Source organism: Allomesorhizobium camelthorni, assembly GCF_011045125.1.
Taxonomy (GTDB): domain Bacteria; phylum Pseudomonadota; class Alphaproteobacteria; order Rhizobiales; family Rhizobiaceae; genus Allomesorhizobium; species Allomesorhizobium camelthorni.
The window spans coordinates 1-24,020 of record NZ_JAAKZF010000034.1; the positions used below are offsets into that span (position 1 = coordinate 1).

At 62.4% G+C, this 24,020-nt stretch carries 27 protein-coding genes; 14 read left to right on the forward strand and 13 right to left on the reverse strand.

Annotated features, from left to right (window positions below; genetic code table 11):
- Nucleotides 1-110: 110 nt before the first annotated feature.
- A complete protein-coding gene (locus G6N73_RS20780) occupies nucleotides 111-773 on the reverse strand; it encodes a haloacid dehalogenase type II (RefSeq protein WP_165031070.1) in 663 nt (220 codons plus the stop codon).
- A 148-nt stretch (nucleotides 774-921) separates the two neighbouring features.
- On the opposite strand from G6N73_RS20780, the gene G6N73_RS20785 reads away from it, so the two are divergent.
- Nucleotides 922-1,800 (forward strand): branched-chain amino acid aminotransferase, encoded by an 879-nt coding sequence (locus G6N73_RS20785; protein ID WP_165031072.1) that lies wholly within the window; start codon nucleotides 922-924, stop codon nucleotides 1,798-1,800.
- Nucleotides 1,801-1,912: 112 nt separating this feature from the next.
- Complete coding sequence (locus tag G6N73_RS20790; RefSeq protein ID WP_165031075.1) at nucleotides 1,913-2,512, forward strand: superoxide dismutase; 600 nt, start codon at nucleotides 1,913-1,915, stop codon at nucleotides 2,510-2,512.
- Between the two features lie 114 nt (nucleotides 2,513-2,626).
- On the opposite strand, the gene G6N73_RS20795 is transcribed toward G6N73_RS20790, so the two are convergent.
- Nucleotides 2,627-3,595, reverse strand: coding sequence for an MBL fold metallo-hydrolase (locus tag G6N73_RS20795; RefSeq protein ID WP_246252327.1), 969 nt, complete (start codon nucleotides 3,593-3,595; stop codon nucleotides 2,627-2,629).
- Between the two features lie 223 nt (nucleotides 3,596-3,818).
- Here G6N73_RS20795 and G6N73_RS20800 point away from each other — a divergent pair, with 223 nt between their 5' ends.
- Both G6N73_RS20800 and G6N73_RS20805 read left to right on the forward strand, forming a co-directional pair.
- Nucleotides 3,819-4,256 carry a c-type cytochrome gene (locus G6N73_RS20800; RefSeq protein ID WP_165031077.1) on the forward strand — a complete coding sequence of 146 codons (438 nt, stop codon included), beginning with the start codon at nucleotides 3,819-3,821 and terminating at the stop codon, nucleotides 4,254-4,256.
- Between the two features lie 9 nt (nucleotides 4,257-4,265).
- Nucleotides 4,266-5,225 carry a cytochrome c gene (locus tag G6N73_RS20805; RefSeq protein WP_165031079.1) on the forward strand — a complete coding sequence of 320 codons (960 nt, stop codon included), beginning with the start codon at nucleotides 4,266-4,268 and terminating at the stop codon, nucleotides 5,223-5,225.
- On the opposite strand, the gene G6N73_RS20810 is transcribed toward G6N73_RS20805, so the two are convergent.
- Nucleotides 5,217-7,343, reverse strand: coding sequence for a S9 family peptidase (locus tag G6N73_RS20810; protein ID WP_165031081.1), 2,127 nt, complete (start codon nucleotides 7,341-7,343; stop codon nucleotides 5,217-5,219). The two genes, G6N73_RS20805 and G6N73_RS20810, sit on opposite strands and share 9 nt — an antisense overlap.
- A 120-nt stretch (nucleotides 7,344-7,463) precedes the next feature.
- Here G6N73_RS20810 and G6N73_RS20815 point away from each other — a divergent pair, with 120 nt between their 5' ends.
- A complete protein-coding gene (locus G6N73_RS20815; RefSeq protein ID WP_165031083.1) occupies nucleotides 7,464-7,832 on the forward strand; it encodes an SH3 domain-containing protein in 369 nt (122 codons plus the stop codon).
- Nucleotides 7,833-8,314: 482 nt separating this feature from the next.
- Nucleotides 8,315-8,740, forward strand: a complete 426-nt coding sequence (locus G6N73_RS20820; RefSeq protein ID WP_165031085.1) for a Ros/MucR family transcriptional regulator — start codon at nucleotides 8,315-8,317, stop codon at nucleotides 8,738-8,740.
- A gap of 2 nt (nucleotides 8,741-8,742) precedes the next feature.
- On the opposite strand, the gene G6N73_RS20825 is transcribed toward G6N73_RS20820, so the two are convergent.
- Nucleotides 8,743-9,093 carry a cytoplasmic protein gene (locus tag G6N73_RS20825; RefSeq protein ID WP_246252329.1) on the reverse strand — a complete coding sequence of 117 codons (351 nt, stop codon included), beginning with the start codon at nucleotides 9,091-9,093 and terminating at the stop codon, nucleotides 8,743-8,745.
- Nucleotides 9,094-9,311: 218 nt separating this feature from the next.
- Between G6N73_RS20825 and G6N73_RS20830 the strand changes: the two genes are divergently transcribed.
- On the forward strand, nucleotides 9,312-9,734 hold the full coding sequence (locus tag G6N73_RS20830) for a helix-turn-helix domain-containing protein (RefSeq protein ID WP_343044684.1): 423 nt from the start codon (nucleotides 9,312-9,314) through the stop codon (nucleotides 9,732-9,734).
- Between the two features lie 3 nt (nucleotides 9,735-9,737).
- Nucleotides 9,738-10,529: a DUF6456 domain-containing protein gene (locus tag G6N73_RS20835; RefSeq protein ID WP_246252332.1), complete on the forward strand. Its 792-nt coding sequence runs from the start codon at nucleotides 9,738-9,740 to the stop codon at nucleotides 10,527-10,529.
- A 7-nt stretch (nucleotides 10,530-10,536) separates the two neighbouring features.
- On the opposite strand, the gene G6N73_RS20840 is transcribed toward G6N73_RS20835, so the two are convergent.
- Together G6N73_RS20840 and G6N73_RS20845 are read right to left on the reverse strand one after the other, a co-directional pair.
- Nucleotides 10,537-10,962 carry a SufE family protein gene (locus G6N73_RS20840; protein WP_165031087.1) on the reverse strand — a complete coding sequence of 142 codons (426 nt, stop codon included), beginning with the start codon at nucleotides 10,960-10,962 and terminating at the stop codon, nucleotides 10,537-10,539.
- A 530-nt stretch (nucleotides 10,963-11,492) separates the two neighbouring features.
- On the reverse strand, nucleotides 11,493-11,828 hold the full coding sequence (locus G6N73_RS20845) for a DUF5330 domain-containing protein (RefSeq protein ID WP_165031090.1): 336 nt from the start codon (nucleotides 11,826-11,828) through the stop codon (nucleotides 11,493-11,495).
- Nucleotides 11,829-12,288: 460 nt separating this feature from the next.
- Here G6N73_RS20845 and G6N73_RS20850 point away from each other — a divergent pair, with 460 nt between their 5' ends.
- The 3 genes from G6N73_RS20850 to G6N73_RS20860 all read left to right on the forward strand — a co-directional run bounded on the left by G6N73_RS20850 (nucleotide 12,289) and on the right by G6N73_RS20860 (nucleotide 15,371).
- The gene (locus G6N73_RS20850; RefSeq protein WP_246252335.1) at nucleotides 12,289-14,073 is read left to right on the forward strand and encodes a PAS domain-containing sensor histidine kinase; all 1,785 of its coding nucleotides are present in this window, start codon (nucleotides 12,289-12,291) and stop codon (nucleotides 14,071-14,073) included.
- Nucleotides 14,048-14,800, forward strand: a complete 753-nt coding sequence (locus G6N73_RS20855; RefSeq protein WP_165031092.1) for a peptidoglycan-binding domain-containing protein — start codon at nucleotides 14,048-14,050, stop codon at nucleotides 14,798-14,800. Before G6N73_RS20850 ends, G6N73_RS20855 begins: the two co-directional genes overlap by 26 nt.
- A gap of 223 nt (nucleotides 14,801-15,023) precedes the next feature.
- The gene (locus G6N73_RS20860; protein ID WP_165031094.1) at nucleotides 15,024-15,371 is read left to right on the forward strand and encodes a DUF1491 family protein; all 348 of its coding nucleotides are present in this window, start codon (nucleotides 15,024-15,026) and stop codon (nucleotides 15,369-15,371) included.
- Nucleotides 15,372-15,413: 42 nt separating this feature from the next.
- Here G6N73_RS20860 and G6N73_RS20865 read toward each other — a convergent pair whose 3' ends face one another.
- Together G6N73_RS20865 and G6N73_RS20870 are read right to left on the reverse strand one after the other, a co-directional pair.
- Nucleotides 15,414-15,923, reverse strand: a complete 510-nt coding sequence (locus G6N73_RS20865) for a hypothetical protein (protein WP_165031096.1) — start codon at nucleotides 15,921-15,923, stop codon at nucleotides 15,414-15,416.
- Between the two features lie 84 nt (nucleotides 15,924-16,007).
- Nucleotides 16,008-16,934: a DUF2336 domain-containing protein gene (locus G6N73_RS20870; RefSeq protein WP_165031098.1), complete on the reverse strand. Its 927-nt coding sequence runs from the start codon at nucleotides 16,932-16,934 to the stop codon at nucleotides 16,008-16,010.
- A gap of 185 nt (nucleotides 16,935-17,119) precedes the next feature.
- On the opposite strand from G6N73_RS20870, the gene G6N73_RS20875 reads away from it, so the two are divergent.
- The gene (locus G6N73_RS20875; protein WP_165031100.1) at nucleotides 17,120-17,299 is read left to right on the forward strand and encodes a hypothetical protein; all 180 of its coding nucleotides are present in this window, start codon (nucleotides 17,120-17,122) and stop codon (nucleotides 17,297-17,299) included.
- A 38-nt stretch (nucleotides 17,300-17,337) separates the two neighbouring features.
- Here the strand turns inward: G6N73_RS20875 and G6N73_RS20880 are convergent, their stop codons facing one another.
- The 5 genes from G6N73_RS20880 to G6N73_RS20900 all read right to left on the reverse strand — a co-directional run bounded on the left by G6N73_RS20880 (nucleotide 17,338) and on the right by G6N73_RS20900 (nucleotide 22,430).
- Entirely contained in the window at nucleotides 17,338-17,880 is a 543-nt protein-coding gene (locus G6N73_RS20880; protein WP_165031102.1) for a DUF1254 domain-containing protein, read from the reverse strand.
- Entirely contained in the window at nucleotides 17,873-18,457 is a 585-nt protein-coding gene (locus G6N73_RS20885) for a DUF1214 domain-containing protein (RefSeq protein ID WP_165031104.1), read from the reverse strand. The genes G6N73_RS20880 and G6N73_RS20885 overlap by 8 nt, the downstream gene beginning before the upstream one ends.
- Nucleotides 18,458-18,546: 89 nt before the next feature.
- Nucleotides 18,547-20,721, reverse strand: a complete 2,175-nt coding sequence (locus G6N73_RS20890) for a transglycosylase domain-containing protein (RefSeq protein ID WP_165031106.1) — start codon at nucleotides 20,719-20,721, stop codon at nucleotides 18,547-18,549.
- A gap of 268 nt (nucleotides 20,722-20,989) precedes the next feature.
- A complete protein-coding gene (locus tag G6N73_RS20895; RefSeq protein WP_206078993.1) occupies nucleotides 20,990-21,658 on the reverse strand; it encodes a DUF1326 domain-containing protein in 669 nt (222 codons plus the stop codon).
- A gap of 121 nt (nucleotides 21,659-21,779) precedes the next feature.
- Nucleotides 21,780-22,430: a DUF1326 domain-containing protein gene (locus G6N73_RS20900; protein WP_246252337.1), complete on the reverse strand. Its 651-nt coding sequence runs from the start codon at nucleotides 22,428-22,430 to the stop codon at nucleotides 21,780-21,782.
- A 308-nt stretch (nucleotides 22,431-22,738) separates the two neighbouring features.
- Here G6N73_RS20900 and G6N73_RS20905 point away from each other — a divergent pair, with 308 nt between their 5' ends.
- Nucleotides 22,739-23,440, forward strand: coding sequence for a winged helix-turn-helix transcriptional regulator (locus G6N73_RS20905; protein ID WP_165031108.1), 702 nt, complete (start codon nucleotides 22,739-22,741; stop codon nucleotides 23,438-23,440).
- A 135-nt stretch (nucleotides 23,441-23,575) separates the two neighbouring features.
- Nucleotides 23,576-23,920 carry a hypothetical protein gene (locus G6N73_RS20910; RefSeq protein ID WP_165031110.1) on the forward strand — a complete coding sequence of 115 codons (345 nt, stop codon included), beginning with the start codon at nucleotides 23,576-23,578 and terminating at the stop codon, nucleotides 23,918-23,920.
- Nucleotides 23,921-24,020: the final 100 nt, after the last annotated feature.

Consider the following 24,020-nt stretch of genomic DNA (forward strand, 5'->3'; position numbering starts at 1 on the left):
AGTTCGGGCGCGATAGACGGTTCTGAATCTGTCGCGAGGGTGAAAAAAGGAAGGCGAAGGTGTGTCTGTCTCGCCGCTGTTGCAATTGGGCAACGGGCGATGTGACTGGATCAGGCGCCGGCGAGCAGTCCCTCAAGTGAAGGCAGGATAAGGGAGGGCGGGTGGTCGCGATATTCGTCGGGTTGGCCGCTGCGATTGACCCAAACGGTGCGGAAACCAAATTTCGCCGCGCCTGCGATGTCCCAGCGGTTGGAAGACTGGAAGGATATCGAGGCTGGGTAGAGACGCCAGTGCGTCGCCACAAGATCGTAGACGGACGGGTCGGTCTTGAACTTCCGGACCTGGTCGACGGAGAAGATGTCGTCGAGCACGGTGTCGAGGGCGGCCGATCGGACTGCGGCCTCCAGCATTGCCGGCGATCCGTTGGACAGTATCGCCAGCCGCGCGCCTTCCGCCTTGAGCGCCTTCAGCACCGCCGGCACCTCCGGGTAGCAGTCGAGCCGCCAGTAGGCGTCGAGCAGGTTCTGTCGCAGCGACCGGTCGGCCGAAGGCACCTTGTCGAAAGCGAAGTCGAGCGCCTGTTCGGTCAATTGCCAGAAATCGGCATAAGAACCCATGAGGCTGCGGACCCAGGAATATTCGAGCTGCTTCGCCCGCCAGACGTCGGACAGCAATTGACCCTCGGGACCGATGGCGGCCGCATGCCGCCGCACCGCTGCGTGGACGTCGAACAGCGTTCCATAGGCGTCGAATACGAAGGCGGCGTGTCGCATTCCAAATTCGTCCATCATTGCAGGCGCGGACGCAAGTCCCGTCGTCGCCTGAACGCCGGTTCTGGCCCCAACAATTCCTCTGGCTCGCCTGTTGACGGCGCGGGACAAAGCGTCTTCCATTGCGCCGCACAGAGATTTGGGACTTCACATGAGCTTATCGACGCCCGCGCAATCGACGACCTGGACCTATGTCGACGGAGACTGGCATGAGGGCAATGTCGCACTCATCGGTCCGCGCAGCCACGCAATGTGGCTGGGCACCAGCGTGTTCGACGGCGGCAGGTGGTTCGAGGGCGTGTCGCCCGATCTCGACCGGCATTGCGCGCGCGTCAACGCATCGGCGGTTTCGCTGGGCCTGAACCCGACTATGGCCACCGAGGAGATCGTCGGCCTGGCATGGGATGGCTTGAAGAAATTCGACGGCAAGACGGCCGTCTATGTCCGGCCGATGTATTGGGCCGAGCATGGCAGCTATATGGGCGTCCCGGCCGATCCGGAATCGACCCGCTTCTGTCTTTGCCTCTACGAAGCGCCGATGATCCCTCCATCGGGTTTTTCGGTGACGGTTTCGCCGTTCCGCCGCCCGACGCTGGAAACCATGCCGACCAACGCCAAGGCCGGTTGCCTCTATCCCAACAATGGCCGGGCCATCCTCGAAGCCAAGCAGCGCGGTTTCGACAATGCGCTGGTGCGCGACCTGCTCGGTAATGTCGCCGAAACCGGCACGTCGAACATTTTCCTGGTCAAGGACGGCCACGTCTTCACGCCGGCGCCGAACGGAACTTTTCTCTCCGGCATCACGCGTGCGCGCACGATTGCACTGCTTGCGGACTACGGCTTCCGCATCACCGAGACCACGCTTTCAGTGCGCGATTTCATGGAAGCCGACGAGATTTTTTCCACCGGCAACCACTCCAAAGTGGTTCCCGTGACCAGGATCGAGGATCGCGATCTGCAGCCCGGCCCAGTGGCCAAGAAGGCGCGGGAACTCTATTGGGAGTGGGCCCATTCGACTCCCATCGGCTAAAGCCGATAAAAAAGAGGCGAGGGCGCCTGTCGCGGAGTTGTCGCAGCAATATTCCAGCCTATCTCAAATCCGGCGGCTGCGCCGGAAACATTGCCACCGAGGAGTTACGACCATGGCTTTTGAACTGCCCGCACTGCCCTATGACTACGAGGCGCTCCAGCCTTACATGTCCAAGGAAACGCTCGAATATCACCACGACAAGCATCACAAGGCCTATGTCGACAACGGCAACAAGCTGGCTGCCGAAGCCGGCATGGAAGGCCTGTCGGTGGAAGAGATCGTCAAGCAGTCCTTCGGCAAGAACGCCGGCCTCTTCAACAATGCCGGCCAGCACTACAACCACATCCATTTCTGGAAATGGATGAAGAAGGGCGGCGGCGGCAACAAGCTTCCGGGCGCCCTGCAGAAGGCTGTCGACAGCGACCTCGGCGGCTACGACAAGTTCAAGGCGGATTTCATCGCCGCCGGCACCACGCAGTTCGGCTCCGGCTGGGCCTGGCTTTCGGTGAAGGACGGGAAGCTCGCAATCTCCAAGACCCCGAACGGCGAGAACCCGCTCGTGCATGGCGCGTCGCCGATCCTCGGCGTCGATGTGTGGGAGCACTCCTATTACATCGACTATCGCAACGCGCGTCCGAAATATCTGGAGGCCTTCGTCGACAGCCTGATCAACTGGGACTACGTCCTGGAAATGTACGAAAAGGCTAAATAATCTCCTGACCGGCTTTCAGCACTGAAAAAGGCTCCACCTTGTGTGGAGCCTTTTGATTTAGGTTGAAGTGCAAGCGTGGAGACCGGCGCGGCGGTCAATTCACTTGATGTCCGGTCAAAGCGCCGGCCAAGGTGCCGGCACATAACCGTAGGCGTCGCCCTCGCGCACGACATGACCGACGCCGGGGAAAGGTAGATGCATGCCGGCGACGAGCAGGTTGTCGGCCGCCGCCATGTCCAGCACCCTCTTGCGTGTGGCGATTGCGGTTTCCTGGTCCACATCGAAAGCGATTGCCCATTCCGGGTGGCTGAACTGCAAAGCCGCGGCGTGGATCACGTCGGTGAAGATGAGAAGATTTGCATCACCAGAGCTGATCCGAAGCGCAAGATGGCCGGGCGTATGGCCAGGAGCGGGCAGGGCCGTGATACCTGGCACGATCTCGATCTCGCCTTCGATCTTCCGGACCTTGCCCTCATAGGGCACGATCGCCTTGCGCGCCATGTCGAAGAACGGCTTCATTTCGGTCGGCGCTCTCGACATCACTCCGTCATCATTCCAGAAGGCGAGTTCGGGCGTCGACACCACCACCTCCGCCGCCGGGAAAGCCGCCTTGCCGGCGGCATCGAGCAGCCCGTTGGCGTGGTCCGGATGGAGATGGGTGATAATTACGGTGTTGATCGATTCGGGTTTGACGCCGGCAGCGGCAAGCGCCTCCGGCACATGACCAAGCGTTGGTCCCATGGCTGAGGCAGTCCCGGTGTCAATCAGCACGCGCTGGTCGCCCTTGGTGACCAAAAAGGCGTTAACAGATGTCGGCACCGCTTTCGGTAGGAAGGCTTTTGTGAGCAGCGCCTCGGCGGTTGCCGGATCGGCGGCGGGAAAAAGTTCGAGCCCCAGATTCAGATGGCCGTCGCTCAGAGCGGTGATATCCAGTTCGCCGAGCGTGAAGCGGTGGGCGGCCGGCAAAGGCATTGAAGCAGGTGCGGTTGCAGCCGCTGCCATCCGAAAAGGATCGATCCGGGAGAAGAGCAGGGTACCGGCGCCGAGCGCGCCGAGGCCGAAGGTTCGACGGTTTATGGTCATGACGTAGTCTCCTGGTGGGTGGGGCGGAGCGGCCGAAGGGGAATGCCTTTCACGGTCTTGATGGAAGCGAGCCGCTATTCGCGTGGACGCTTCGGATCGGCGGTACTTTTCGCCAAACTGACCGGCGCGAAAACTCACAAAACCGTGAAAACAAATGGCGGGAATTTCTGCTCCAATGGCGTCGTTTTCCCAAGGCATCCTTTTGCAACCCAGGGGTCACTCCATGAAGAAATTTGTTATTGCCGTTTCCGCAATTGCGCTCGCTACCACCGCCGCGTTCGCCGACGTGATCGCCGACCGCCAGGCAGTCATGAAGGAAAACGGAAAACAGGTCGGCGTGCTGGTGAAGATGGTCCAGGGCGAGGCCGATTTCGACGCCGCGGCGGTTATGGCGGCTTTGACCAAGCTCAACGAAAATGTGCAGGCGATCGATGTCGCGGCTTCGTTCCCGCCGGGCAGCGACAAGGGCGATACCACCGCTTCCCCGAAAATCTGGGAAGACATGGCCGGATTCCAGGCCGAGGTGGACAAGTTCAAGGCCGCCACGGCCGAAGCAGCCGCCGCTCCGGCTCAAAGCCTCGAAGCGCTGAAGCCGCAGGTCGCCGCGATCGGGCAGCGCTGCTCGAGTTGCCACGAGACGTTCCGTATCAAGAAGGACTGACGCCAGCCTATGAATTTGCCTGGAAAGCTTGCCATCGCCGCCGTGATCGCGGCAGGCATTGGCGGGCTGGCCTTCTGGTACCTGACAGCGCCTGGCCGAATCGACGCCGAAGCCGCGGCTGTGCTTGGAACCGGCGACGCGGCGAGGGGCGAACGCATCTTCTGGGCCGGCGGCTGCACGTCCTGTCACGCCCGGCCGAAATCCGAAGGTGAGGCGCTGCTGCAACTGGTCGGCGGAGTGCAACTCGAGACTGCATTCGGCACGTTCGTCGCGCCCAACATTTCCCCGGACGTCAACGATGGCATCGGCGCGTGGTCGCAGGAGGATTTCGCCAACGCCATGCTGAAGGGCGTCTCGCCGTCGGGACGGCATTACTATCCTGCCTTTCCCTATGCGTCTTACGCGCGGATGAAGCCGGCGGACGTGGCGGATCTCTACGCCTTCATGAAAACGCTGCCCGCGGTCGCCGGCCGAGCGCCGGATCATACGCTCAGCTTTCCGTTCAGCTTCCGGCGCGGCATCGGCCTGTGGAAGCTGCTCTATCTCGACGACGCTCCGGTCATCGCGATGGCGGAGGGCACACCGGAGAATGTGCTGCTTGGCCGCTATTTGGTCGAGGGGCCAGGTCATTGCGGCGAATGCCATACGCCGCGCAACATCGCGGGCGGGACCGATAAAGGCCAGTGGCTTGCCGGGGCAATTGCCGCCGAAGGCGACGGCGTCACTCCCAATACTACATCGGGCGAGGGCGGCATTGGCGACTGGTCCGAAGGCGATATCGCCAGCTACCTCGAAACAGGCTTCACGCCGGATTTCGATTCGGTGGGCGGTTCGATGGTCGAAGTCCAGAAGAACATCGCCAGATTAACGCCGGAAGACCGGGCGGCGATCGCGGCCTATCTCAAGGCTGTGCCGCCACGTCCGAATGGATATCCGGCGCGGCCCTCGACCCAGGCGCCTTCAGACTGAACGCCGATAGGGAGGTGCGGATGCCTTTCCGGTGACTTTCAGCGCGAACGCGTAGTTGAAGGCGATCTCCTCCAGCCGCGAAAAACGCCCGGATGCTCCGGCATGGCCCGAATCCATGTTGATCTTGAATAAAACCGGGTTGTCGCCTTTCTTCCGGGCGCGCAGGCGGGCGATCCATTTCGCCGGCTCCCAATAGGTGACGCGGGGATCGGTCAGGCCGGCGACTGCCAGGATCGGCGGGTATTCGTACGCGCCGACATTGTCGTAGGGCGAGTAGGCGGCGATCGTCCGGTAATCCTCTGCGGACAGGATGGGGTTGCCCCATTCCGGCCATTCCGGCGGGGTGAGTGGCAGCGTGTCGTCCAGCATGGTGGTCAGCACGTCGACAAAGGCCACTTCGGCGATGATGCCGCCGAACGCCTCCGGCGCCATGTTGGCGACGGCGCCCATCAGCATGCCGCCCGCCGAACCGCCCTGTGCGACGATCCGGTCATGCGCGGTGTAGCGCTCGGCGACCAGATGGTTGGCGGCGGCAATGAAATCGAGAAATGTGTTCTGCTTCTTCGCCCGCTTTCCGTCGTCGTACCAGCCATAGCCCTTGTCCTTGCCGCCGCGAACATGCGCGATGGCATAGACGAAGCCGCGATCGGCGAGCGACAGGCAGTTGGTATTGAAGGATGCGGGGATGGCAATGCCGTAGGAGCCGTAGCCGTAAAGCAGGCAAGGCGCCCTGCCGTCCAGCGGCGTTTCGCGGTGATGAATGAGCGAGATCGGAACCAGTTCGCCATCGTGAGAAGGGGCCATCAGCCGGCGGGTGACATAGTCAGCCGGGTTGTGGCCGGAGGGGACCTCCTGCGTCTTCAAAAGCGTGCGCCCGCGCGTGCGCATATTGTAGTCGAACAGCTGCGCCGGCGTCGTCATAGACGAATAGGAAAACCGCATCGTGTCGGTGTCGTATTCGTAGGAGCCGGAGAGGCCGAGCGAGAAAGCCTCTTCCTCGAACGAGATTATGTGCTCTTCGCCGTTGGCGCGGTCGCGCACGACGATGCGCGGCAGGCCATCCTTGCGCTCCAGCCGCACGAGAAAATCCTTGAAACTGAGCAGCGACAGGATCAGCCGGCCGGGTTCATGGCCGACGAGTTCCGTCCAATTGGCGCGCCTCGGATCGGCGACCGGCGCCGTCATGATCTTGAAGTCCTTCGCGCCGTCGGCATTGGTGAGGATGAAGAAAATGTCGCTGCCTTCCTCAAGATCATATTGCAGCCCGGTTTCGCGCGGCTCCACGATACGCGGGGCGGCTAACGGATCCCTGGCGCTGAGCAGACGGTATTCTGTCGTTTCATGATCGTTGATGCCGATGAAGACCCAGTCATTGCTGCGCGATCCGCCCACGCTCATGAAGAAACCGGGATCGGGCTCTTCATAGACGAGGCGATCGTCGGCGTGATCGGAACCGAGCGCGTGGAAAAAGATCTTCGACGGGCGGTGGTTCTGGTCGAGCCGCGTATAGAAGAATCCGTCGCCGGCAGCATTCCATACGCCTGAGCCGCCAGTGTCCGGGACGATTTCGGCGAGGTCCTTGCGTTCAGCAAGATCGCGGACGCGCAGCGTGAAGAATTCCGAGCCCTTGTCGTCGAAGGCCCACAGGAGGCGGCTGTGGTCGGGCGAGTGGTCGACGCCGCCGATGCGGAAATAGGGCCGGCCCTCGGCTTCGGCGTCGCCGTCGAGGATGATGTCTTCCTCGCCGCCGTCGCGCTGGGTGCGGAAGTAGCGCGGCTGCTCGCCGCCTTTCTTGAACGATGAGCCATAGGCGTACGGGCCGTCCTTCATCGGAACCGACGAATCGTCCTCCTTGATGCGGCCTTTCATCTCCTGGAACAGCGTCTTCTGCAGTTCGGCAGTGTCGGCCATCAGTGCCTTCTGGTAGTCGTTTTCGGCATTGAGATGGTCGCGGATTGCCGGATCGAGCAGCGCCGGGTCGCGAAACACCTCCTGCCAGTTCTCCGCGCGCAACCAGGCGAACTCGTCTGTCCGGGTGACGCCGTGCCGGGTGTCGGAGACCGGGCGCTCCTCGGTTATGGGCGGATTGACGTTCGGAAACATGGTTTTGGCGGTCATTGCTTCTCGCTTGGGAAGATTCTTGAATGGCAAATGAATACGTCCGTCACGGCGCGTTCAAGAGCAGTAATCTAGTTGTTCGGCGTGTCCGGTTTAGCCGGTTCGCCACAGGAGAGATAGATGAACAGGCTTTTGAGGGTCGCCGCGGCGCTCGCCGCATGCTTAACCGTCGCTGTCAGCGCAGGCCAATCCGGGGCGGCGGTCTTTGCGGCATGGGAAGTCGCCAATGTCCCGTTCGGCGACACGTTGAACGTCAGGAAATATCCGGCCGGCCATTCGCAGAAGCAGGCGGCATATCCCAACGGGACGGTGCTGCAGATGACGGGAAAATGCACAGGCGGCGTCAATCTGCTTGATATCTCCAACCAGCCGGCGTGGAAGCAGGAACAGGCGGTTCGTTACCGCTGGTGCCAGATCTGGCACGACCCGGCCCAGAACGGCAATTTCGTTACCGGCTGGGTCTACGGCAAATACATTGCTCCGCACTGACGGCCGGTGCATCAGCAAGCTCGCAGGTAAGTTCGGTCCCTTTCATGCGAAGGCGCAGACCCGTCGATTTCAGGTGGTTGGCGGCTGTCGGAGGCCGGCATTTGCCTCTAAAAAAACGAGAGCTTGCCGGTCCGGTCCGAATCGGTCATTGGACCTGCCACTGCGGCAAAAAAGCGCCGTCGCGCGGTCTTATCCATAAGCAGTAAAGACTTGGCGCAGCCGTGACGCTACGTAACGTTGCTGATTTGAGTGAAAATCGGTTTCGTCTAATCGACCTGGGCGCGTACAAGTCGCCGGCGAATATCTGGAATGACTAGCCAGGTAGCTAATATATACAAAAATTGTGAATTGACTTGACTTGGCAATATGTCCGATAAGACAAGTCGACGCGAATCGTGGGGTTTTGCCCTGCGCCAGACTGCGCAATGCCCCGCCGGTTAGAAAGGGGCACAACTATCTAGCTAAATTGGGGCCCGAGTAAAATGGACACTATGGAAACGCCTGCTCGTAATCACGAGATGCTGATCGAGCTCACCGCCGATGTTGTCGCTGCTTATGTGAGCAACAACCCGGTCCCGGTCGGCGAACTGCCTAACCTTATCTCTGACGTGCATGCAGCGCTTGGCCGCGTCGGCGGCAGCGCCGAGCAGCCGCCCGCCGACAAGCAGAAGCCGGCGGTCAATCCCAAGCGGTCTGTGCATGACGACTACATCGTGTGCCTGGAAGACGGCAAGAAATTCAAGTCGTTAAAGCGTCACCTGATGACCCATTACGGCCTGACGCCCGACCAGTACCGCGAAAAATGGAGCCTGGACGCCAGCTATCCGATGGTCGCGCCGAACTACGCGGCCGCGCGCTCGCAGCTCGCCAAGAAGATGGGACTCGGCCGTAAGCCCAAGTCCCGATAGGCTTAAACGTCTACAGGAGTTTCGCGACGGCGCCTTCGGGCGCCGTTTTGTTTTCCAGCCATGCCTTGGCGTGGCGCGGCTTCCGTTCCGCGCAGCCGGTCGAGCCCCTGCTTCAAAGCTATGTGCCGGTTCAGATCGTAGCTCCAGTGTCGCCGCAGTCCCTTCAGGCGCTCGCGCTCGATAGCTCTTTCCAGGCGGCCGGCTAGCCTGAGCTTTTCGGCGGGTCCGGCCTGAAGGGCGGCGGCAAGATCGATGCCGCAGGCGAGGTGCAGGGCGGCGATTTGCCGGGCATGCGCCGTTTCCTGCGCTTTCCGATCCTTGAAGTCTTTGGTTTCCTGGCGAAATCCGTGCATGCGGCTGGTCCTGTCCCTGGCATTGAGGCCAACAGGCTAGGCGCGCGGCTGAGGGGTGGGGATAAAACTCTCGCCTAAAAACCAAACGGAATCAAAAAAGTGTCGAGTTTTCAGTCTGTTGGCTGCTGGCCGACAGATTCTTTGTTCTCATTTTGTTCACATCCTGGTTGCAGGTCGTTATAAGAACTTATTCCTATCAGGCGAGGAGGAAAAGTTCAGTGCATTCGACCGCAGCGACGGCAAGCAAGGCGATCATAGAAATCCAGCCGGGGGCAAGAAGCGCTCCAACCCGTTCGGCCCAGCCGGTCGGCGGTCAGCGCGGCGAACGCGCCGTCGAATTGTGCGAGGGCATGATCGACATCGTCGCGGCGTTGTTCAACGTCTCGGGAAAGGAACTGCGGCGGCCGGGGCGGACCGATCAAAGCATCACGCGGGTCCGGCAGATCGCCATGTATGTCAGCCATGTCGTGCTGCGGCTCAGCATGAACGAGGTCGGCCACGGCTTCGGACGCGACCGCACCACGGTTCTCCATGCCTGCCACCTGATCGAGGACATGCGCGACGACGAAGACTTCGACTGTCTCGTCGCGCGGACCGAGCGGGTGGCGCTCGCGGCATTCCGCAACCGGCTTGGACTTTGACGGATGGCGGACAGGATGAAGCGGCGGCTCCTGAGCTTCCTGGCGCGTGGCGATGTCGCCGTCCGGCCGGCGGCGACTGCGGGCAGGGTTCTGCTCGACGCCGGCGAATGGGGGACGATCGCCGCAGACGCGGCCTTGCTGGCGGCAATGGCTAAGGACGGTGTGCTGGTCCGGCATGGCACGCGCCTTTCACTCGCGCCGAAGCGAGCAACGACCGGCCTGGGTGGGGCGGATGCCAGCCGCTTCCAGGATCAGCACCGCGAACTCGAGATCGTGCAGGTAGAGACCAGCGGGGAACCGGCCCTTGCCCTGATCAATCTGGCGGAATCGCCTCTGGGGCAATTGATGCGCCGCCGCGGCGCGGACGGCAGGCCGTTCCTGACGCAAGCCGAATTTGCCGCCGGCGAGCGGCTTCGGTCGGACTATACTCGGGGCAGGATCATGCCGCGGCTCGGCGCGAACTGGGAAGCGAGCGTGGCTTCGGGCACGCGCGCGCAAGGCGGAGGGCTGGCCGAACTGACCGATGCGGCACTCGCGGCGCGCCAGCGCGTCGATGCCGCGATCGCCGCTGTCGGCCCGGAGCTTTCCGGCGTGCTGATCGACGTATGCTGCTTCCTGAAAGGGCTGGAACTGGTCGAGCGCGAGCGCGGCTGGCCGGTGCGTTCGGCCAAGATCGTGCTCAAGACCGCGCTCGGCGTGCTCAGCCGCCATTACAATCCGGCGGCAGGACGGTCAGTGCGGCACCGCTCACTGCATTGGGGAAGCGAAGACTATCGGCCGAAAATGTCGATGTAGAACGGGGTTAGGCGTGCTGGACGAGAGCGGCTTCGGCGTCGCCCTTCATGCGCTTGACCATCGAGCGCAGGCCGTTGGCGCGCTGAGGCGTCAAATGCTCGTCGAGGCCGAGCGAACGCATCAGCCCCTCGGCGTCGGTCGTCACGATCTCGCTGGAGCGCTTGCCGGAAAACAGCGCGAGCATGATAGCGACCAGGCCACGGACGATATGCGCGTCGGAATCACCCTGGAAGCAGACGACCGGATCCGGCCCCGGCCCCTTGTCGGTCACCAGCCAGACCTGGCTGACGCAGCCTTGGACCTTGTGGGCGGCATCGCGCGCTTCGTCCGGGAAGGGCGGCAGCGCCTCACCGAGCTCGATAATGTAGCGATAGCGCTCCTCCCACTCGTCCAGGAAGGCGAAATCGTCGCGGATGGTGTCGATCGTAGTCATTTGCCGTGGATATAGTGGCTGAGGCGGGCCGCGTCACGGAAAAAGAGGGAGCGAGGCGCAAGGCGTGATGCCAGATCTGATGATCTGTCTGGATTGGCTGCCTTGTTCTGGACCGCGGGCGCCGTCAAAAGCCGTTCAGGCATGGATTCCCGACACTCTCCGCTCGTTCCTCGCTCACGAGGTCGGGAATGACGGCTTCATGAGGCCACTTCCGCAAATCGCCAACGCCAGCGTTTCCACAAATCGCCGGCGCGGACACTCCGTAGTCACCGACGTTGGAGATTAGCGGAGCCCTCAATGCAGTTCGTCATTCCCGACCTCATGAGCGAGGAACGAGCGGAGAGTGTCGGGAATCCATGCCGGAACGGGCAAGAATGCCGGAATCGGTCCAGAATAATCGTCGAGAGTCTCCCCTGCTGATGCCGGCGTATGCTGTGCCGGTCATCCGCATTCCATGAAACGCGGCGTGGCTTCAGCGAAAAACGGCAAGCAAAAAGATTAGCAGCCCGCCCAACAGTAGCGCGCGAACCTCAGTTCGCGGCCGGAATTTCCGCCTGGGGCGTCGGAATGGCGCCGGTCATGGTGGCGGTGTCGGGTTCGCCGAAATTCTCGTCGAGCATTTCGAAGGCGATGCGAGCCGCTTCGCGCGCCCTGACGCCGACCGTATGCAGGGCCGATCTGCCGGTCTCGCAGACTTCGGGTTTCCGCTCGCAAATGCCGGTCACGTCGCCGACCGCCTCGCGCGCGGCCAGAAACGCCTGGATGGCGCCGACGCTTGGGGCGTCAGTGGAGGTATTGCCGGTGTCTAGCGGAAGGACCAGCAGGACCAGCGAAAACCATAATGCCATCCGAACCAGAAAACCCATCTGACTGCCCTCATCGTCTCCGGGGCGCGCTTCATAAAATGCGCGACCTCCATGTTATCGCTTCACCATGGCACAGGCCGCCCAAGGAGCGCTTGCCTGGGAAGGCGGCTTTTTCGGCAAATTCGATTCTAATTTTAGGTATCGGTGGGTCCGGACAGTTCGATTCATGCTTTAACGGCGCAGGTAAGATTACATTAACCATGTAAGGCATTGTAATCACGAAGTTTTCACAGATCCTCGGGTGATCTTGAAGCTCCTCGGCGTGCGCGTTGGCGGCCTCGCGCGGCTAAACCGTCTGTTTACCATGGAACCAACTCGCCCTGTTCGGGAGCGCCGGCGCCCCAATATTCGGCTTTGACGGTGGACCTCGATCGGCGCGCCTTATTCATTCTTTAAAGCCTGGGTGCGACTTTCGGATTCAACCAGAACCGGGTGAAATAGGGTGCGTTGAGTGAGTTTGTTGGCGGCCAGATATAGCGACTTGCTCGGCGCGATCGCCGCCGGTTGCGATCGGCTGGTCCACCCTTCGATCGCCGGCGAGAGCGAAAGACTTCGCCACCGCCGCCTGATCGGCGTGCTGCTTGCCTCGCCGTTTCCGATTGCCGCCGCTGCCGGCCTGCTGCTGCCATCCGCACTCGGCGCCGCGGTCACGTTGGCCTTCATCTGTGCCACCTGCGGGGCGGCCTGGCTCGCCGCTCTGCTGGTCGCCGCAACCGGCAAGGACCGGGCGGCCGGCATCATCGCGCTGGGCGCCGGCGCGGCGGTCCTGGCTTGCTTGACGGCGGCTGCTGGTGGCCTTGCCTCGCCCATGACGCTTATAATGCTTGCGCTGCCGTTCGAGGCCTATTGGGTGGCGCGGACCACGAAAGCGGCCCTGTGGGGCGCGGCAGCGGCTGCCGCTGCTCTCGCGCTGCAGGCGGTGCTGGGCGGCGCGCTGTTTTCCGGCGCTTCGCCGGCTCTCTGGCACTGGCTGCTCCCGACCGCCTATGCGGTGGCGATGCTGGCGAGACTGGCTCCGGCCGCCGGCGAAATCGGGACCGCCCGGGAGACGAACGCCGAAACCAAGCTCGAGGACATCATCGACGCGGTGGTGCTGAAGATCGCGCCGGGCGGCGACGTTCTCGACGTCACCGAAAAATCACGCCAGATGCTGCAACTCCCGCCGGAGCTGCTGCTCGGAACCGGGCTGTTCGACCGTATCCATGTCGGCGACCGGGTCGGCTATCTCTGCGCGCTCGCCGATCTGCGCGACGGGCGGCCGAGCCGCAAAGCGGAAGTTCGCATCCGCCTGCCGCGTGCGGGCAATGGCATGCCGAACGACAATTATCGCCATTTCGCCGTCGAGCTGAGCAGGGATCCGGGCTCGGAACAGGCGTTCCTGGCAATACTGCGCGACAATGAGGAAATGGCGAAGCTGCGTTCAGCGCTCGCCGCGGCTGTCGATGCGAATAACGGCATCGACATCGCCAAGGGCCGTTTCCTCGCCGCCGTCAGCCATGAATTGCGCACGCCCCTCAACGCAATCATCGGCTTTTCCGATATGCTCCTGCACGAGATGTTCGGCGGCTTTGGCGACCCGCGCCAGAAGGAATATGTCGGCCTTGTCCGCGATTCGGGCCAGCATCTGCTGGAAGTCGTCAATTCGATCCTCGACGTGTCGAAAATCGAAGCCGGCTCCTATCCGACCTATCCCGAGCCGTTCCGGTTCCGCGAGGCGGTCGAGATGTGCCGCTCGATGATGAGCCTGCAGGCGCAGGCCAAGAAGATAAGGCTGCATGCCGAAGTGGCGGCCGAGACCGGCGAAATCCACGCCGACAAGCGCGCCGTGCAGCAGATGCTGATCAACCTCGTGTCAAACGCGGTGAAATTCACACCGGATGGCGGCCGGGTGACGATCGGCGGAAAGAGAATCGGCTCGCGCCTTCACTTCTGGGTAAGCGACACCGGCATAGGCATTGCGGAAGACGATTTGTCCACGATAGGAAAGCCGTTCACGCAGGTCCAGAACGACTATACGCGCCAGTATGAAGGGACGGGCCTGGGACTGTCGCTGGTGAAGGGGCTGGTGGCGCTGCATGACGGCACGATGTCGATCGAAAGCGCGGTGGGCGAGGGCACTGTCGTGACGATAAGCCTGCCGGTCGACGGACCCGCCGGACAGGTGTGCAACGACGGCGGCGAATTGCTGCCGATGCCGGGCAGGACGAAAGAGAAGGTCGATGGCACGCTCCGCAAAGCAGGCTAGGAAAGCTGTCGGCCGGAGCCGTGCGCTGCATGGCGGCGTGGCCGCCCTGGGCGGACTGATTTCGCGCAACCCGGCCGCCGTGGGCGGCTCCACCGCATTTCTGGTCGCGCTGCTCTATGTGTCTGCCAACGCGCTCTGGTATCAGCCGCATGCGCATCCCGGCGCATTCTTCGCCACGCGCGACCTGAATGAGGCCGGTTGGCCGGAGCGGGACACAGGCTCGGAGACCACGATCCATCTGGTGCGGCCGGAGGAGGCTCCGCCTCGCTCGAAAGGCGATCCGCGGGTCGAGCAGGTCCAGTCCGTCCTGAAGGAACTGAATTTCTATGACGGCGCGGTCGACGGCCTGGCCGGCCCGAACACCACGCGCGCCATCGAAGAGTATCGGCGCAAGATGGGCCTGACGGTGACCGGGGAAATCGACGCCGAGCTTCTCGAAATGCTGGGCACGCCGTCCACGACGGCGGGGATCGCGCCGACGCCGGCGCCGCGCGAGAGCGCCTTGCCAGCACCCCAGCCAGTGACGGATGCGCCCGAAGACATGGTCGTCAGGATCCAGGCCGGGCTAAAAGCTTTCGGCAATGACGACATGGAGATCGACGGGGTGATCGGCTCGCGTACGCAGGCGGCGCTGCGCGAATTCCAGTCGCTGTTCGGGCTGCCGGAAACCGGCCAGCCGGACCAGGCGGTCTATTCCAAGATGAAGGAAATCGGGCTGACGAATTGAGGGGCAGGGCGGCGAGTCGGTCGCGTATGATTGATTCTGTTCGGACGGGCTCTGTAGCTTCTCGGCGTTTCATGACCATTGAGGAGCGGTCCCGGTAATCTCGCTCTGCTCGCCATCGGTTAACGCCTGTTCTGATGGTCGCCGCTCGCGACCTCTTCCCCGTTCCCGCGGAGAGAGGCTAAGGGTGGGGGATTGCCTCATCCGACGGAAAGCCCCGCCAAAAATGCGCATCACCACCGATCTGTTCGTTTCCGCGCTTGTGCGGCGGATTTTCGCTGCCGGCGGATTTGCGGCCGTGGTCAAGCGCGGGGCGACGGAGGCAGGCGCCGTGTTTGTCATTGCGCGTGGCCGGCTGGGCGAGGCGAGCCTCTACGGTCCGGCCCCGCAGACGAGTTATGACGAGAGCCGGCCCGACGAGCGGCGCTTCACGCCGATGAACCAGGGTGACGATGCAGCCGCTCTGGACAGGCGGCTGGAAAAGGAGGCGCGCTTCGATCCCGATGTCTGGATCGTCGAGGTGGATGCAGGCGATACGCCGATCGAAGAGCTTATCCCGGTTGTCACGTTCTAAGGTGATAAAATCCTGTTTTGCGGCTGCCCGGCAGCAGCGTGCTCAGCGATAAACGGTTGCGCCATTGGCGGGACTGCATGGATCCGGCTCGACCCCAAAGGCCATGAGCAGGAACTTGCCCTTGTCCCTGTGGACAACCTGAATCCCCGGTCCGCCGAAACCGTTCTTCGTCTCCTGATTGTCGACGAGATAGACATTGGAGAGCTCGGTCGCGCTCAGTTCCTTGAGATAAATTTCGTGCTTGCTCTTGGATATCTCCGCAGCGTTCCAGAAAGAGCAATCGGCGCTTCGAACAAAGTAGGCGAGCGCAACCGGATGCATACCGAGCATATCCCGGGCCTTGTTGGCAAGCATATCCCGTGCCTTGGTCAGCTCATCGACTGATTTAACCGTCAAATTAATGTCGACATTGTCTATCTGTTGGACGAGCGTTATGCCGTTCCTGTCTATGGCGGATATTCTGCTTATCATTGCTGAGATTTCACTTTTGAACAGGAACATCCCAGCGACCACACACACAATGAATGCGCCAGGCCAAATGAGTTTCTGCATATGCCTCCCCCGCCGAATAATATCAGGGGTTGCAGTGTATCACGATATTGAAGCTTCTGGTAGCAGGCTTGTTTTGGCGGCACCTTACAGTCGAGGCGCGTTTCTCCGGACCGACAGGGCCGCGGCCTCCATCCGCCAATTGCGGACGCGGTCCAGCGCCGTGTCGCGGTCCAACGCGCGGTAGCGCTCGAGAAACAGCCGGATCGCCTCGGCATGCGCGAAATGCCCCGGGAAAACCGCGGCGGCGATGAGGAAGGCGCGCTCCTCGGCGAGATCCAGCGCACGCAGCGCCGCAAGCAGCACGGCGTGGCTCGACGTATCGGTGACCGATCGCGCCGCGGCTGCGTCCATGTCGAGCGCAGTGGCGAGCGCCGCCTGGAAGAAAGCCGGATTGCCGGTGAGCGCCGCGGCGCTGAGCTTTGCGTAGCGGGAATCTTCGGCTGCGTCGTGATCGTCGTCGCTCCGGGCGGGCAGCATCATGGAGCGCAGGCGGCGGCGCACATTGTCGGCGGCGTCGCCTGGATTGGCGGGGGCCTCGTCGTCGGCGATTGCGGCTTTGCCGGCCGGTTCGGGCGCGGATACGAGGTTTGCCGGCGACCGCCTTTCAAGGGCCCGGATCAGGTGAGCGATGGTCTGGTTCAGGCCGGGGCGGCGCGCTATGGCGCGCGCATGCGGCAGGCCGTGGCGACCGATGATCGCGATCAGATCGATGTCGGTCAGCGCCTTGGATCGGACGAGAAGCGGCGCGGCGATGTCGACCGGCTCGGCGCAGAGGCGGTCGACCAGCGCCTTGGGCGCGCTTTCGCATTCGGACAGTGCCGCAGCCACATACCGGCGCGACTCGACCGAGACCATGTCGAAAAGCGGCAGAGCGAGGTCTTCGAGCTGTGCGATTTCGCGGCGCGACGGGCGGGTGAGCGAGCAGAAGGCGGATACGGCTGCGCGGAACAGCCGCTCGGCCTTGCGCGCTTCGCCCTTGATGGCGATCTGCCTGAAATCGGATGCTGACACCGGGTACGCCTACTCGAAACACGCTGCGCCGCCCCCGCCTGCCAGGCCTTCGCCGGACCGCGAGCACGATCGCGTCGATAAAGTTAGCCTCGATCCGTTAGCAGACTGTTAACTCTCTGCGCCCTTAATCGGGGCGGAGGCGTTGCGTGGTTGCTCCGGTCAAACCGAGAGGGAATTCGCAAGTCATGGGCAGCATAGTTTCTTTCGTGCAGAAGAAAGCAGGCGCGAGCCGGCCCGGCCAGGCCGCCGGGGCGCCCGCCACCGTCATCATATTTCCAGGCGTTCGCTACGAGCGGCGGGAAGCCCAGAGCGCCGTTTCGCGGCCTGGACTCAGCCTGCCGAAACAGACCAAGCCGCAGCACTGAACGGATTCAGGTGAGGCCTGCCTGGTCGACGGAATCCGTCAGATCAGCGTACAGCTGATGCCGGCAAGGTAGCGGCTCACGACCTCGTCCCAGCTTTCGTCCGGCACGAAAATGCGGATGACGACGATGCCTTCGTCGAGCGGCGCTTCGACGAAAATGGCCTGCTGCAGTTCCTCGGGAAGGTCCTTGCGCAACTCGATCATCTGAGCAGGGGTAAGGATCGTGAAATCGAGGAGACCGGTGGCCGAGGTCCGGTCGTTGAACGAATAGATGTTCTGGCCGCCGCGATTGTAGATCGAGACCGACCAGAACGGTACATTGCCGGGCGCGATGACCCGCACCACGCCATCCGAGAGATCGAAGCGGCATGCCGCCGCGCGGAAAAGCGGGTCGACCGAGCCGACCGCGGCCGGTCCCCCGGCCTCCGGGTCGATCCGCGTCATCCGGTAGAGGTCGGACGCCATCGCCATGCGCGACCAGGCATCGCGCTCAGCCATTTCGGGAACGAGAAGCAGGATCGCGATGTGGACGATGCCGGCGCCAAACAGGCCGAGCAGGACGGCGTGCAGCAGCCTAACCATCGCAACCGGCCTCGATCACGAGCGGCAGTTCGACCTCGGCGATGCCGGTGCTGCCGGCGATCGGCGTGTCGTAGAAGGTCAGCACCATACGCATCGCGCCCGAGCCCGACACCGCCAGCCAGTTGCCCGGGGCCGGCCGGCTGTCGACCGCTATCGCGAACGAGCTGTCGGGCTGGCGCAGAAGTTCGAGCGAGTGGAGCGCGGATGCGCGGCCGTCGCGCGCGTTGACGACGCGGCCGGCGCCGTCGGCTGCGTAGAGCGTCCAGAAACGGGCCGGCGGGGTGGATCCCTCGATGCGGTAGGCGCATTCGCGCCTGAGCGGCGCGCCACCGGCGTCGCGATCGGCAACGAAGGCCAGGCCTTCGGCGCGGCCGAGCGACAGAATGCCCTGGCGGGCGACGCGGGCCTTCGAATAGGGATCGGCGTTGGGCGTGCCGATCTCGGGGAATGCGGTCCAGCCGCCGATGGTGACCGCGCCGACGCCGTCCGGGGTCCTGAGCGCATACCACAGGCTGGCGGTTCCGCCGCCAATGGCGATGGTCAATGTCAAAAGGGTGAGGAAGGCGGTCTTGAGCATGAAGCGCGCCGGCGGGAGGGATCGTCGTTCGAGTAGCGCGTTACAGGCGCGGCGCGCAAGCCGCGATGCCTCGATTGGCGCGGCCTGGTCTACAGCTTAGGTGAGCTTACAGCCGACAGCGTCTCGGGCTCGGCGGGGGCTTCGATGACGGGAGCGGAGCGGAATGTCTCCGACATCTGCCTCAAGACCCTCGTGGTGGTCGAGGAAAGCACCGGCGGGCGCTCTATCGCCGGCGTTGAAGCCTCTTGCGCAGCCTCGCCGGCTTTCTTCTTCTCCGCCTCGGCGATGACTTTCGGATCGACAAACGGATTTTCGATGCCGGGGATCGGCTTCAGATCGATGTTCTGGTGCGCGTAGGCCATAAGCCGCTGCCAGATCATCGCCGGCAACGATCCGCCGGTCATGTCGTTGGTCGGGGAGAAGTCGTCGTTGCCGAGCCAGACGGCGGCGGTGTAATTGCCGGTGAAGCCGACATACCAGGCGTCGCGATAGGACTGCGTCGTGCCGGTCTTGCCCGCCGAGCGGATGCCGGGAAGGGCGGCACGCCGCGCCGTTCCCCATTCGGGGATCTGCACGAGGATGGAATTCATCGCGACGAGCGCCTGTTCGGAAAGCACGCGCTTTGGGGCAGGGGCGTCGCGCTGCCAGTCGTAGATGATTTCGCCCGAATGGGTCAGGAGCTGCGTGATGCCGTGGCGCAGGCCGGCAAAGCCGCCGCTGGCGAACGTGCCGTAGCCGGTCGCCTGGTCCATGACGGTCATGCCCGACGTGCCGAGCACCGTCGTCTTGAACACTTCGAGCGGCGATTCCACGCCCATCGCATGCGCCATCTCGACGATCGGCTTGACGCCGAGATGATCCTTGGCGAGCCGCACCGGCACGGTGTTGACCGACTTGACCAGCGCCGTGGTCAGGTTCGTGCGGCCCGAATAGCGGCGCGAATAATTCTGCGGCGACCAGCCGTTCCAGGTGATCGGGCCGTCGGAAATTTTCGAATCCGGCTTAAAGCCGTTTTCCATCGCGGTCGCATAGACGTAGGGCTTGAAGGAGGAACCCGCCTGGCGCAGCGCGCGCGTGGCGCGGTTGAACTGGCTGGTCCCGTAATCGCGGCCGCCGACTATGGCGCGCACCGCGCCGTTGTTTTCGAGCACCACCACCGCGCCCTCGGTGACGCGGTATTCCTTGCCATGCTGGCGCAGGTGGAATTCGAGCGATTCCTCGGCGGCGCGCTGGATGTTCATGTCGATGGTCGTGCGCGCCACCATGGAATGCACGCCGGACCTGGCGGCGACGCGCTTGACCTCCTCGAAGGCCCAGTCGAGGAAATAGTCCGGACTGTTCAGGTCACCGCGGTCGACGATGCCGGCGGGCCTCAGCCGCGCCGAGAGCACCTGGCCCTCGGTCATGAAGCCGCTGTGGACGAGATTGGTAAGCACCACGTTGGCCCGCGCGCGCGCCGCCGGAAGGTTGATGTGCGGCGCGTATTTGGCCGGCGCCTTGAAGAGGCCTGCGAGCATGGCGGCCTCGGCGAGGTTCAGGTCCTTGACCGTCTTGCCGAAATAGAAATCGGCGGCCGCGGCGATGCCGAAGGTGCCGCCGCCCATATAGGCGCGGTCGAGATAGAGCTGCAGGATCTCCTTCTTCGACAGGTTCATCTCCAGCCAGACCGCCAGGAAGGCTTCCTTGATCTTGCGTTCGACGGTGCGCTCATTGGTCAGGAACAGGTTTTTGGCGAGCTGCTGTGTGATGCTGGAGCCGCCCTGGACCACCGAATTGGCGCGCACGTTTTCCGACATTGCGCGGATCAGACCAGGGAAATCGATGCCGTAATGCTCGAAAAAGCGGCGGTCCTCGGTGGCCAGCACCGCCTTGATGACGTGGTCCGGCATCTCGTCGACGGGCACGGAATCGCGCTGGATGATGCCGCGCTGGCCGATCTCGTTGCCGTAGCGGTCGGTGAAGGTGACGGCGAAATCGTCCTGTGCGCGCCAGTCGCCATGGGTTTCCTCGAAGGCGGGCAGCGCGAGCGCCAGCATCACCACGGAGCCGGCAACGCCGAGCGTAAACCCCTCGCTCAGAAGCTCGATGACGCCGCGCCGCCAGCCCGAAAAGCGAAAACGGCGAAAGAAGATGGTGAGGTCTTCCCAGAACTCCCGCGCCGCAAAACCGGCCTCGTAGAGCGTGGAATCGATCCAGGCGTCGATGGCCAGAAGCCTGCCCGCCCGTGGGCTTCTCGATTTCTGCGGTTTGAACGGGTTGTCCATGCAGCTTGTGTCCGGGCAGGCGTGTTTCGCGCGGGCGCAACCGCCCCTCTTATCATTTTAGGATTGCAGCGGTGCGAAATCCAGTTCCGGCGGGCGCGGGCGCGAAATATCGTAAAGATGAGGCCTTCTGGCCGGTAGGCGCCGGCAAAGGCGGTCGCCTTACCGTCCGTTCGCCAGATTGAGGATGAGCTGGTGGACGGCGCGGGCAAGCCGGCATTGGCTCGACCGGTGCTCGTGATGCACCGCCGTCATTCACCTGAACGCGGACTTATGCACCAAGCCACGCCGTGAGCCTTGATCTTTCGCGCACCATGCCATCCTGATTGAAGTGGTGAATACAAAAGTGCGCCCAAGTACCTTCGAACGCCATCTCCATATCGCCAGCGACCGATGTGCTGCCTAGTCCGAGTTCCGCGTAGGTGAACTCGAAGCTGCCACTCGGACGGGCAATCGCGATATGAAACGGTTCGCCATTGAACTCGTTGATCTTCGGGCTCGCCCTGCTCTTCAGTATGCCTGGTATTTCGACCCTGGCGGTGCGCCCTTCCAGGTCGGCCACCAGCTCGATCGGCAAGAACAAAGTCTTGCAAAACTCGGAACAGGTCGACGCGAAAACAGAAAATAAGTTGCTCAATGGCTCGCCGGCCCTGCCTGAGATTATTGTTTCCAGGGCGCTCCGCTGTGCTTCGTCCGCTCGTTCATCTATGACGATCTGGCGTTTGCCGTTTCCGTCCTTGATCTCTCCGGGCCATTTGTACAGCCCCGCCCAGTTCAATCCTGCAAGCGGCGTCTCGTTGAAATGGCCCTCGACGACGTGGCCGATGAAGGCCGACTGGCAATAGCCGTTGGTGCTCGGCAGATTGAACTGGCAACCGCAATTCATGGCGCAATTGCAGTTATCGTAAGTCTCGCTCTTGAAGATCCACTGTTCCGCCATCGTCGTCACTCCTTTACCGGTAGTCTTGTTGAGAAACATCGGCAACAAGACAAGACTGTTCTACAGACGACCAACGTCAGCTCGGGTCTCAGCTGCACAACAAATTCGATCTCTGCATCACTCAGCGGATCAAGCCATCCTGGTTGTAGTGGTGCACGCAAAATAGCGCCCATGAATCTTCGAACGCCATCTCCATATCGCCGCTTACCGAGGTCGTGCCTTGCCCAATTTCCCCATAGGTAAACTCGAAACTGCCGGCCGGCCGCGCCAGTGCAATGTGGAAGGGCTCGCCATTGAACTTGTTGATGATTGGTCTGCCGACGCTCTTCACAACACTCGGGATGTCGACGTTCGCGGTTCTGAGTTGGAGGTTCACCTCGAGATTGATCGGCAGGAAATGTGTCTCGAAAAACTCCGTACATAAGGAACCGAAAACGGAAAAATGGTTGCTGAGGGGCCGGCATGCCTTACCCGATATAATCGTTTCGAGAGCGATCCGTTGAGCCTCGTTCGCCCGCTCGTCGATAATGATCTGGCGCTTGCCGTTTCCTTCCTCGATCTCGCCGGGGAATATGCAGAGTAGCGACCAATTCAGGCCCGCCAGCGGCGTGCCGTTAAAATGACCTGCAACGACGGCGCCGACATAGGCAAACTGACAGTTTCCGTGTGTCGTAGGCTCGTTGAACTGACACCCGCAACTCACTGAACAATTGCAGTTATCGTAAGTTTCGCTCTTGAATACCCATTGGTCCGCCATTGTTTTGTGAGCCATGTGTGCCTCCCTAGCTCAGCTTTTAGAGTCTGTTTGGAAACTCTACTCTGGCGTTCATCTGCCGGCGTTTTCTGCGCTTCCGACCCGAATGTCCGCTGCGCTCCGGTTCTCGAAAACACCGTCATATGACCCGCCATAGCGAGTTTCGAAACAGGCTCTTAGGGCGCAGATACCAGCGCAGCCATCACGACGGTGGCACAAGAGAGGAGGCGAACTCCAGTTCAGGAACTGAAGTGTCCCGGTATAGAATCTGAACTAGCCAGGAAGCGCCATCTGCCGTAACGTCAGGTGAAGCTGGGAGGTTCATCATGACACAAGCTAGCTATGGACAGTTCTGTCCGGTGGCTCTGGCTGCCGAAGTGCTGTGCACGCGCTGGACGGTGTTGCTCCTGCGCGAACTGGTGGCCGGCTCGACCCGCTTCAACGATCTGCGCCGCGGCGTGCCGCTCATGTCGCCGGCGCTCCTGGTCAAGCGGCTGCGTGATCTCGAGAAGGCCGGCATCGTCCGTCGTGTTGCTTCGCGGACCGAGCCGGGAATTCTGGAATATCAACTAACGCCCGCCGGACGGGACATAAAGCCGGTGGTCGAGGCGATCGGTATATGGGGCCAGCGCTGGTTCGAGGCCGATGTCTCGCTGCAACATCTCGATCCGTCGCTGCTGATGTGGGACATGCACCGCAACCTCGATCCCTCGCCATTGCCGCCGCGGCGCTGCGTGATCCGTTTCCTGTACCCCGAACTGTCGGCTGCTCGCCGGAAGTGGTGGCTTATCATCGAGCCTGGCGCCGAGGTGGATCTCTGCTCGGTCGATCCCGGCTTCGATGTCGACCTTTACGTCACCGCAGACCTGCGCACCATGACCGCGGTCTGGTTGGGGCTGACGACTGTCCGCAAGGCGATGAGCGAGGGAAAGCTTCTGCTCACCGGCGATCGCCAACTCGCCAGCCACATGCAGACCTGGCTCGGCCTTAGCTCCTTCGCTGCGGAAAAGAAGCTGGTTTCTGCGTAGCGCAGGGTGCAGCTTATCATTGTGGGGAAGCTGGCTTCCCCGGCTGAGGTGGGCCTCTCCGGCCAAACGCGTCTCAAGAGCGGCCCGCCTGCGACAGCCTGTAGCTGGACATCATGCGCAAACAGGATAGCATGAATGGCCATGGACAAGCTTGCCCGTATCTTCGCAATCGTCCTGCTCGCGGCGTTCGCCATGGGCACGGTTGCGCATGCTGCGCGTGTGACGGGCATGTCGTTGGCTATGTCTGCCCCCGCGATGGCCGACGCGGATATGGGCGATTGCGATGCCTGTCCGCCGGATGACGGAAAGACGCCGATATGCGGCCAGGCCTGCCTGGCGCCTTTCGCCGGAATTGCGGCAAGCGTCGGCGTTAAGTTGCTGTTCGTAGCCTCCGGTATTGCGGGCTCGGTGCTGAAAGCTCCGGACGGTCATGTCGGATCGCCCGATCCTTCTCCGCCACGAACCACCTTCCTGAACTGACGCCCGGCCGGGCCTGCCCGCCGCCGGCGTCGATGATTGCTGGCGAATTTCTTGCCGCCAGCGACCGCAGTTCCGCATGAGGCGTCTTCCCGACATCGCA

Coding starts and splice junctions, on each gene's coding strand:
- G6N73_RS20780 (WP_165031070.1), bottom strand. CDS start 773: ATGCGACACGCCGCCTTCGTATTCGACGCCTATGGAACGCTGTTCGAC.
- G6N73_RS20785 (WP_165031072.1), top strand. CDS start 922: ATGAGCTTATCGACGCCCGCGCAATCGACGACCTGGACCTATGTCGAC.
- G6N73_RS20790 (WP_165031075.1), top strand. CDS start 1,913: ATGGCTTTTGAACTGCCCGCACTGCCCTATGACTACGAGGCGCTCCAG.
- G6N73_RS20795 (WP_246252327.1), bottom strand. CDS start 3,595: ATGACCATAAACCGTCGAACCTTCGGCCTCGGCGCGCTCGGCGCCGGT.
- G6N73_RS20800 (WP_165031077.1), top strand. CDS start 3,819: ATGAAGAAATTTGTTATTGCCGTTTCCGCAATTGCGCTCGCTACCACC.
- G6N73_RS20805 (WP_165031079.1), top strand. CDS start 4,266: ATGAATTTGCCTGGAAAGCTTGCCATCGCCGCCGTGATCGCGGCAGGC.
- G6N73_RS20810 (WP_165031081.1), bottom strand. CDS start 7,343: ATGACCGCCAAAACCATGTTTCCGAACGTCAATCCGCCCATAACCGAG.
- G6N73_RS20815 (WP_165031083.1), top strand. CDS start 7,464: ATGAACAGGCTTTTGAGGGTCGCCGCGGCGCTCGCCGCATGCTTAACC.
- G6N73_RS20820 (WP_165031085.1), top strand. CDS start 8,315: ATGGACACTATGGAAACGCCTGCTCGTAATCACGAGATGCTGATCGAG.
- G6N73_RS20825 (WP_246252329.1), bottom strand. CDS start 9,093: ATGCACGGATTTCGCCAGGAAACCAAAGACTTCAAGGATCGGAAAGCG.
- G6N73_RS20835 (WP_246252332.1), top strand. CDS start 9,738: ATGGCGGACAGGATGAAGCGGCGGCTCCTGAGCTTCCTGGCGCGTGGC.
- G6N73_RS20840 (WP_165031087.1), bottom strand. CDS start 10,962: ATGACTACGATCGACACCATCCGCGACGATTTCGCCTTCCTGGACGAG.
- G6N73_RS20845 (WP_165031090.1), bottom strand. CDS start 11,828: ATGGGTTTTCTGGTTCGGATGGCATTATGGTTTTCGCTGGTCCTGCTG.
- G6N73_RS20855 (WP_165031092.1), top strand. CDS start 14,048: ATGGCACGCTCCGCAAAGCAGGCTAGGAAAGCTGTCGGCCGGAGCCGT.
- G6N73_RS20860 (WP_165031094.1), top strand. CDS start 15,024: ATGCGCATCACCACCGATCTGTTCGTTTCCGCGCTTGTGCGGCGGATT.
- G6N73_RS20865 (WP_165031096.1), bottom strand. CDS start 15,923: ATGCAGAAACTCATTTGGCCTGGCGCATTCATTGTGTGTGTGGTCGCT.
- G6N73_RS20875 (WP_165031100.1), top strand. CDS start 17,120: ATGGGCAGCATAGTTTCTTTCGTGCAGAAGAAAGCAGGCGCGAGCCGG.
- G6N73_RS20880 (WP_165031102.1), bottom strand. CDS start 17,880: ATGGTTAGGCTGCTGCACGCCGTCCTGCTCGGCCTGTTTGGCGCCGGC.
- G6N73_RS20885 (WP_165031104.1), bottom strand. CDS start 18,457: ATGCTCAAGACCGCCTTCCTCACCCTTTTGACATTGACCATCGCCATT.
- G6N73_RS20890 (WP_165031106.1), bottom strand. CDS start 20,721: ATGGACAACCCGTTCAAACCGCAGAAATCGAGAAGCCCACGGGCGGGC.
- G6N73_RS20895 (WP_206078993.1), bottom strand. CDS start 21,658: ATGGCGGAACAGTGGATCTTCAAGAGCGAGACTTACGATAACTGCAAT.
- G6N73_RS20900 (WP_246252337.1), bottom strand. CDS start 22,430: ATGGCTCACAAAACAATGGCGGACCAATGGGTATTCAAGAGCGAAACT.
- G6N73_RS20905 (WP_165031108.1), top strand. CDS start 22,739: ATGACACAAGCTAGCTATGGACAGTTCTGTCCGGTGGCTCTGGCTGCC.
- G6N73_RS20910 (WP_165031110.1), top strand. CDS start 23,576: ATGGCCATGGACAAGCTTGCCCGTATCTTCGCAATCGTCCTGCTCGCG.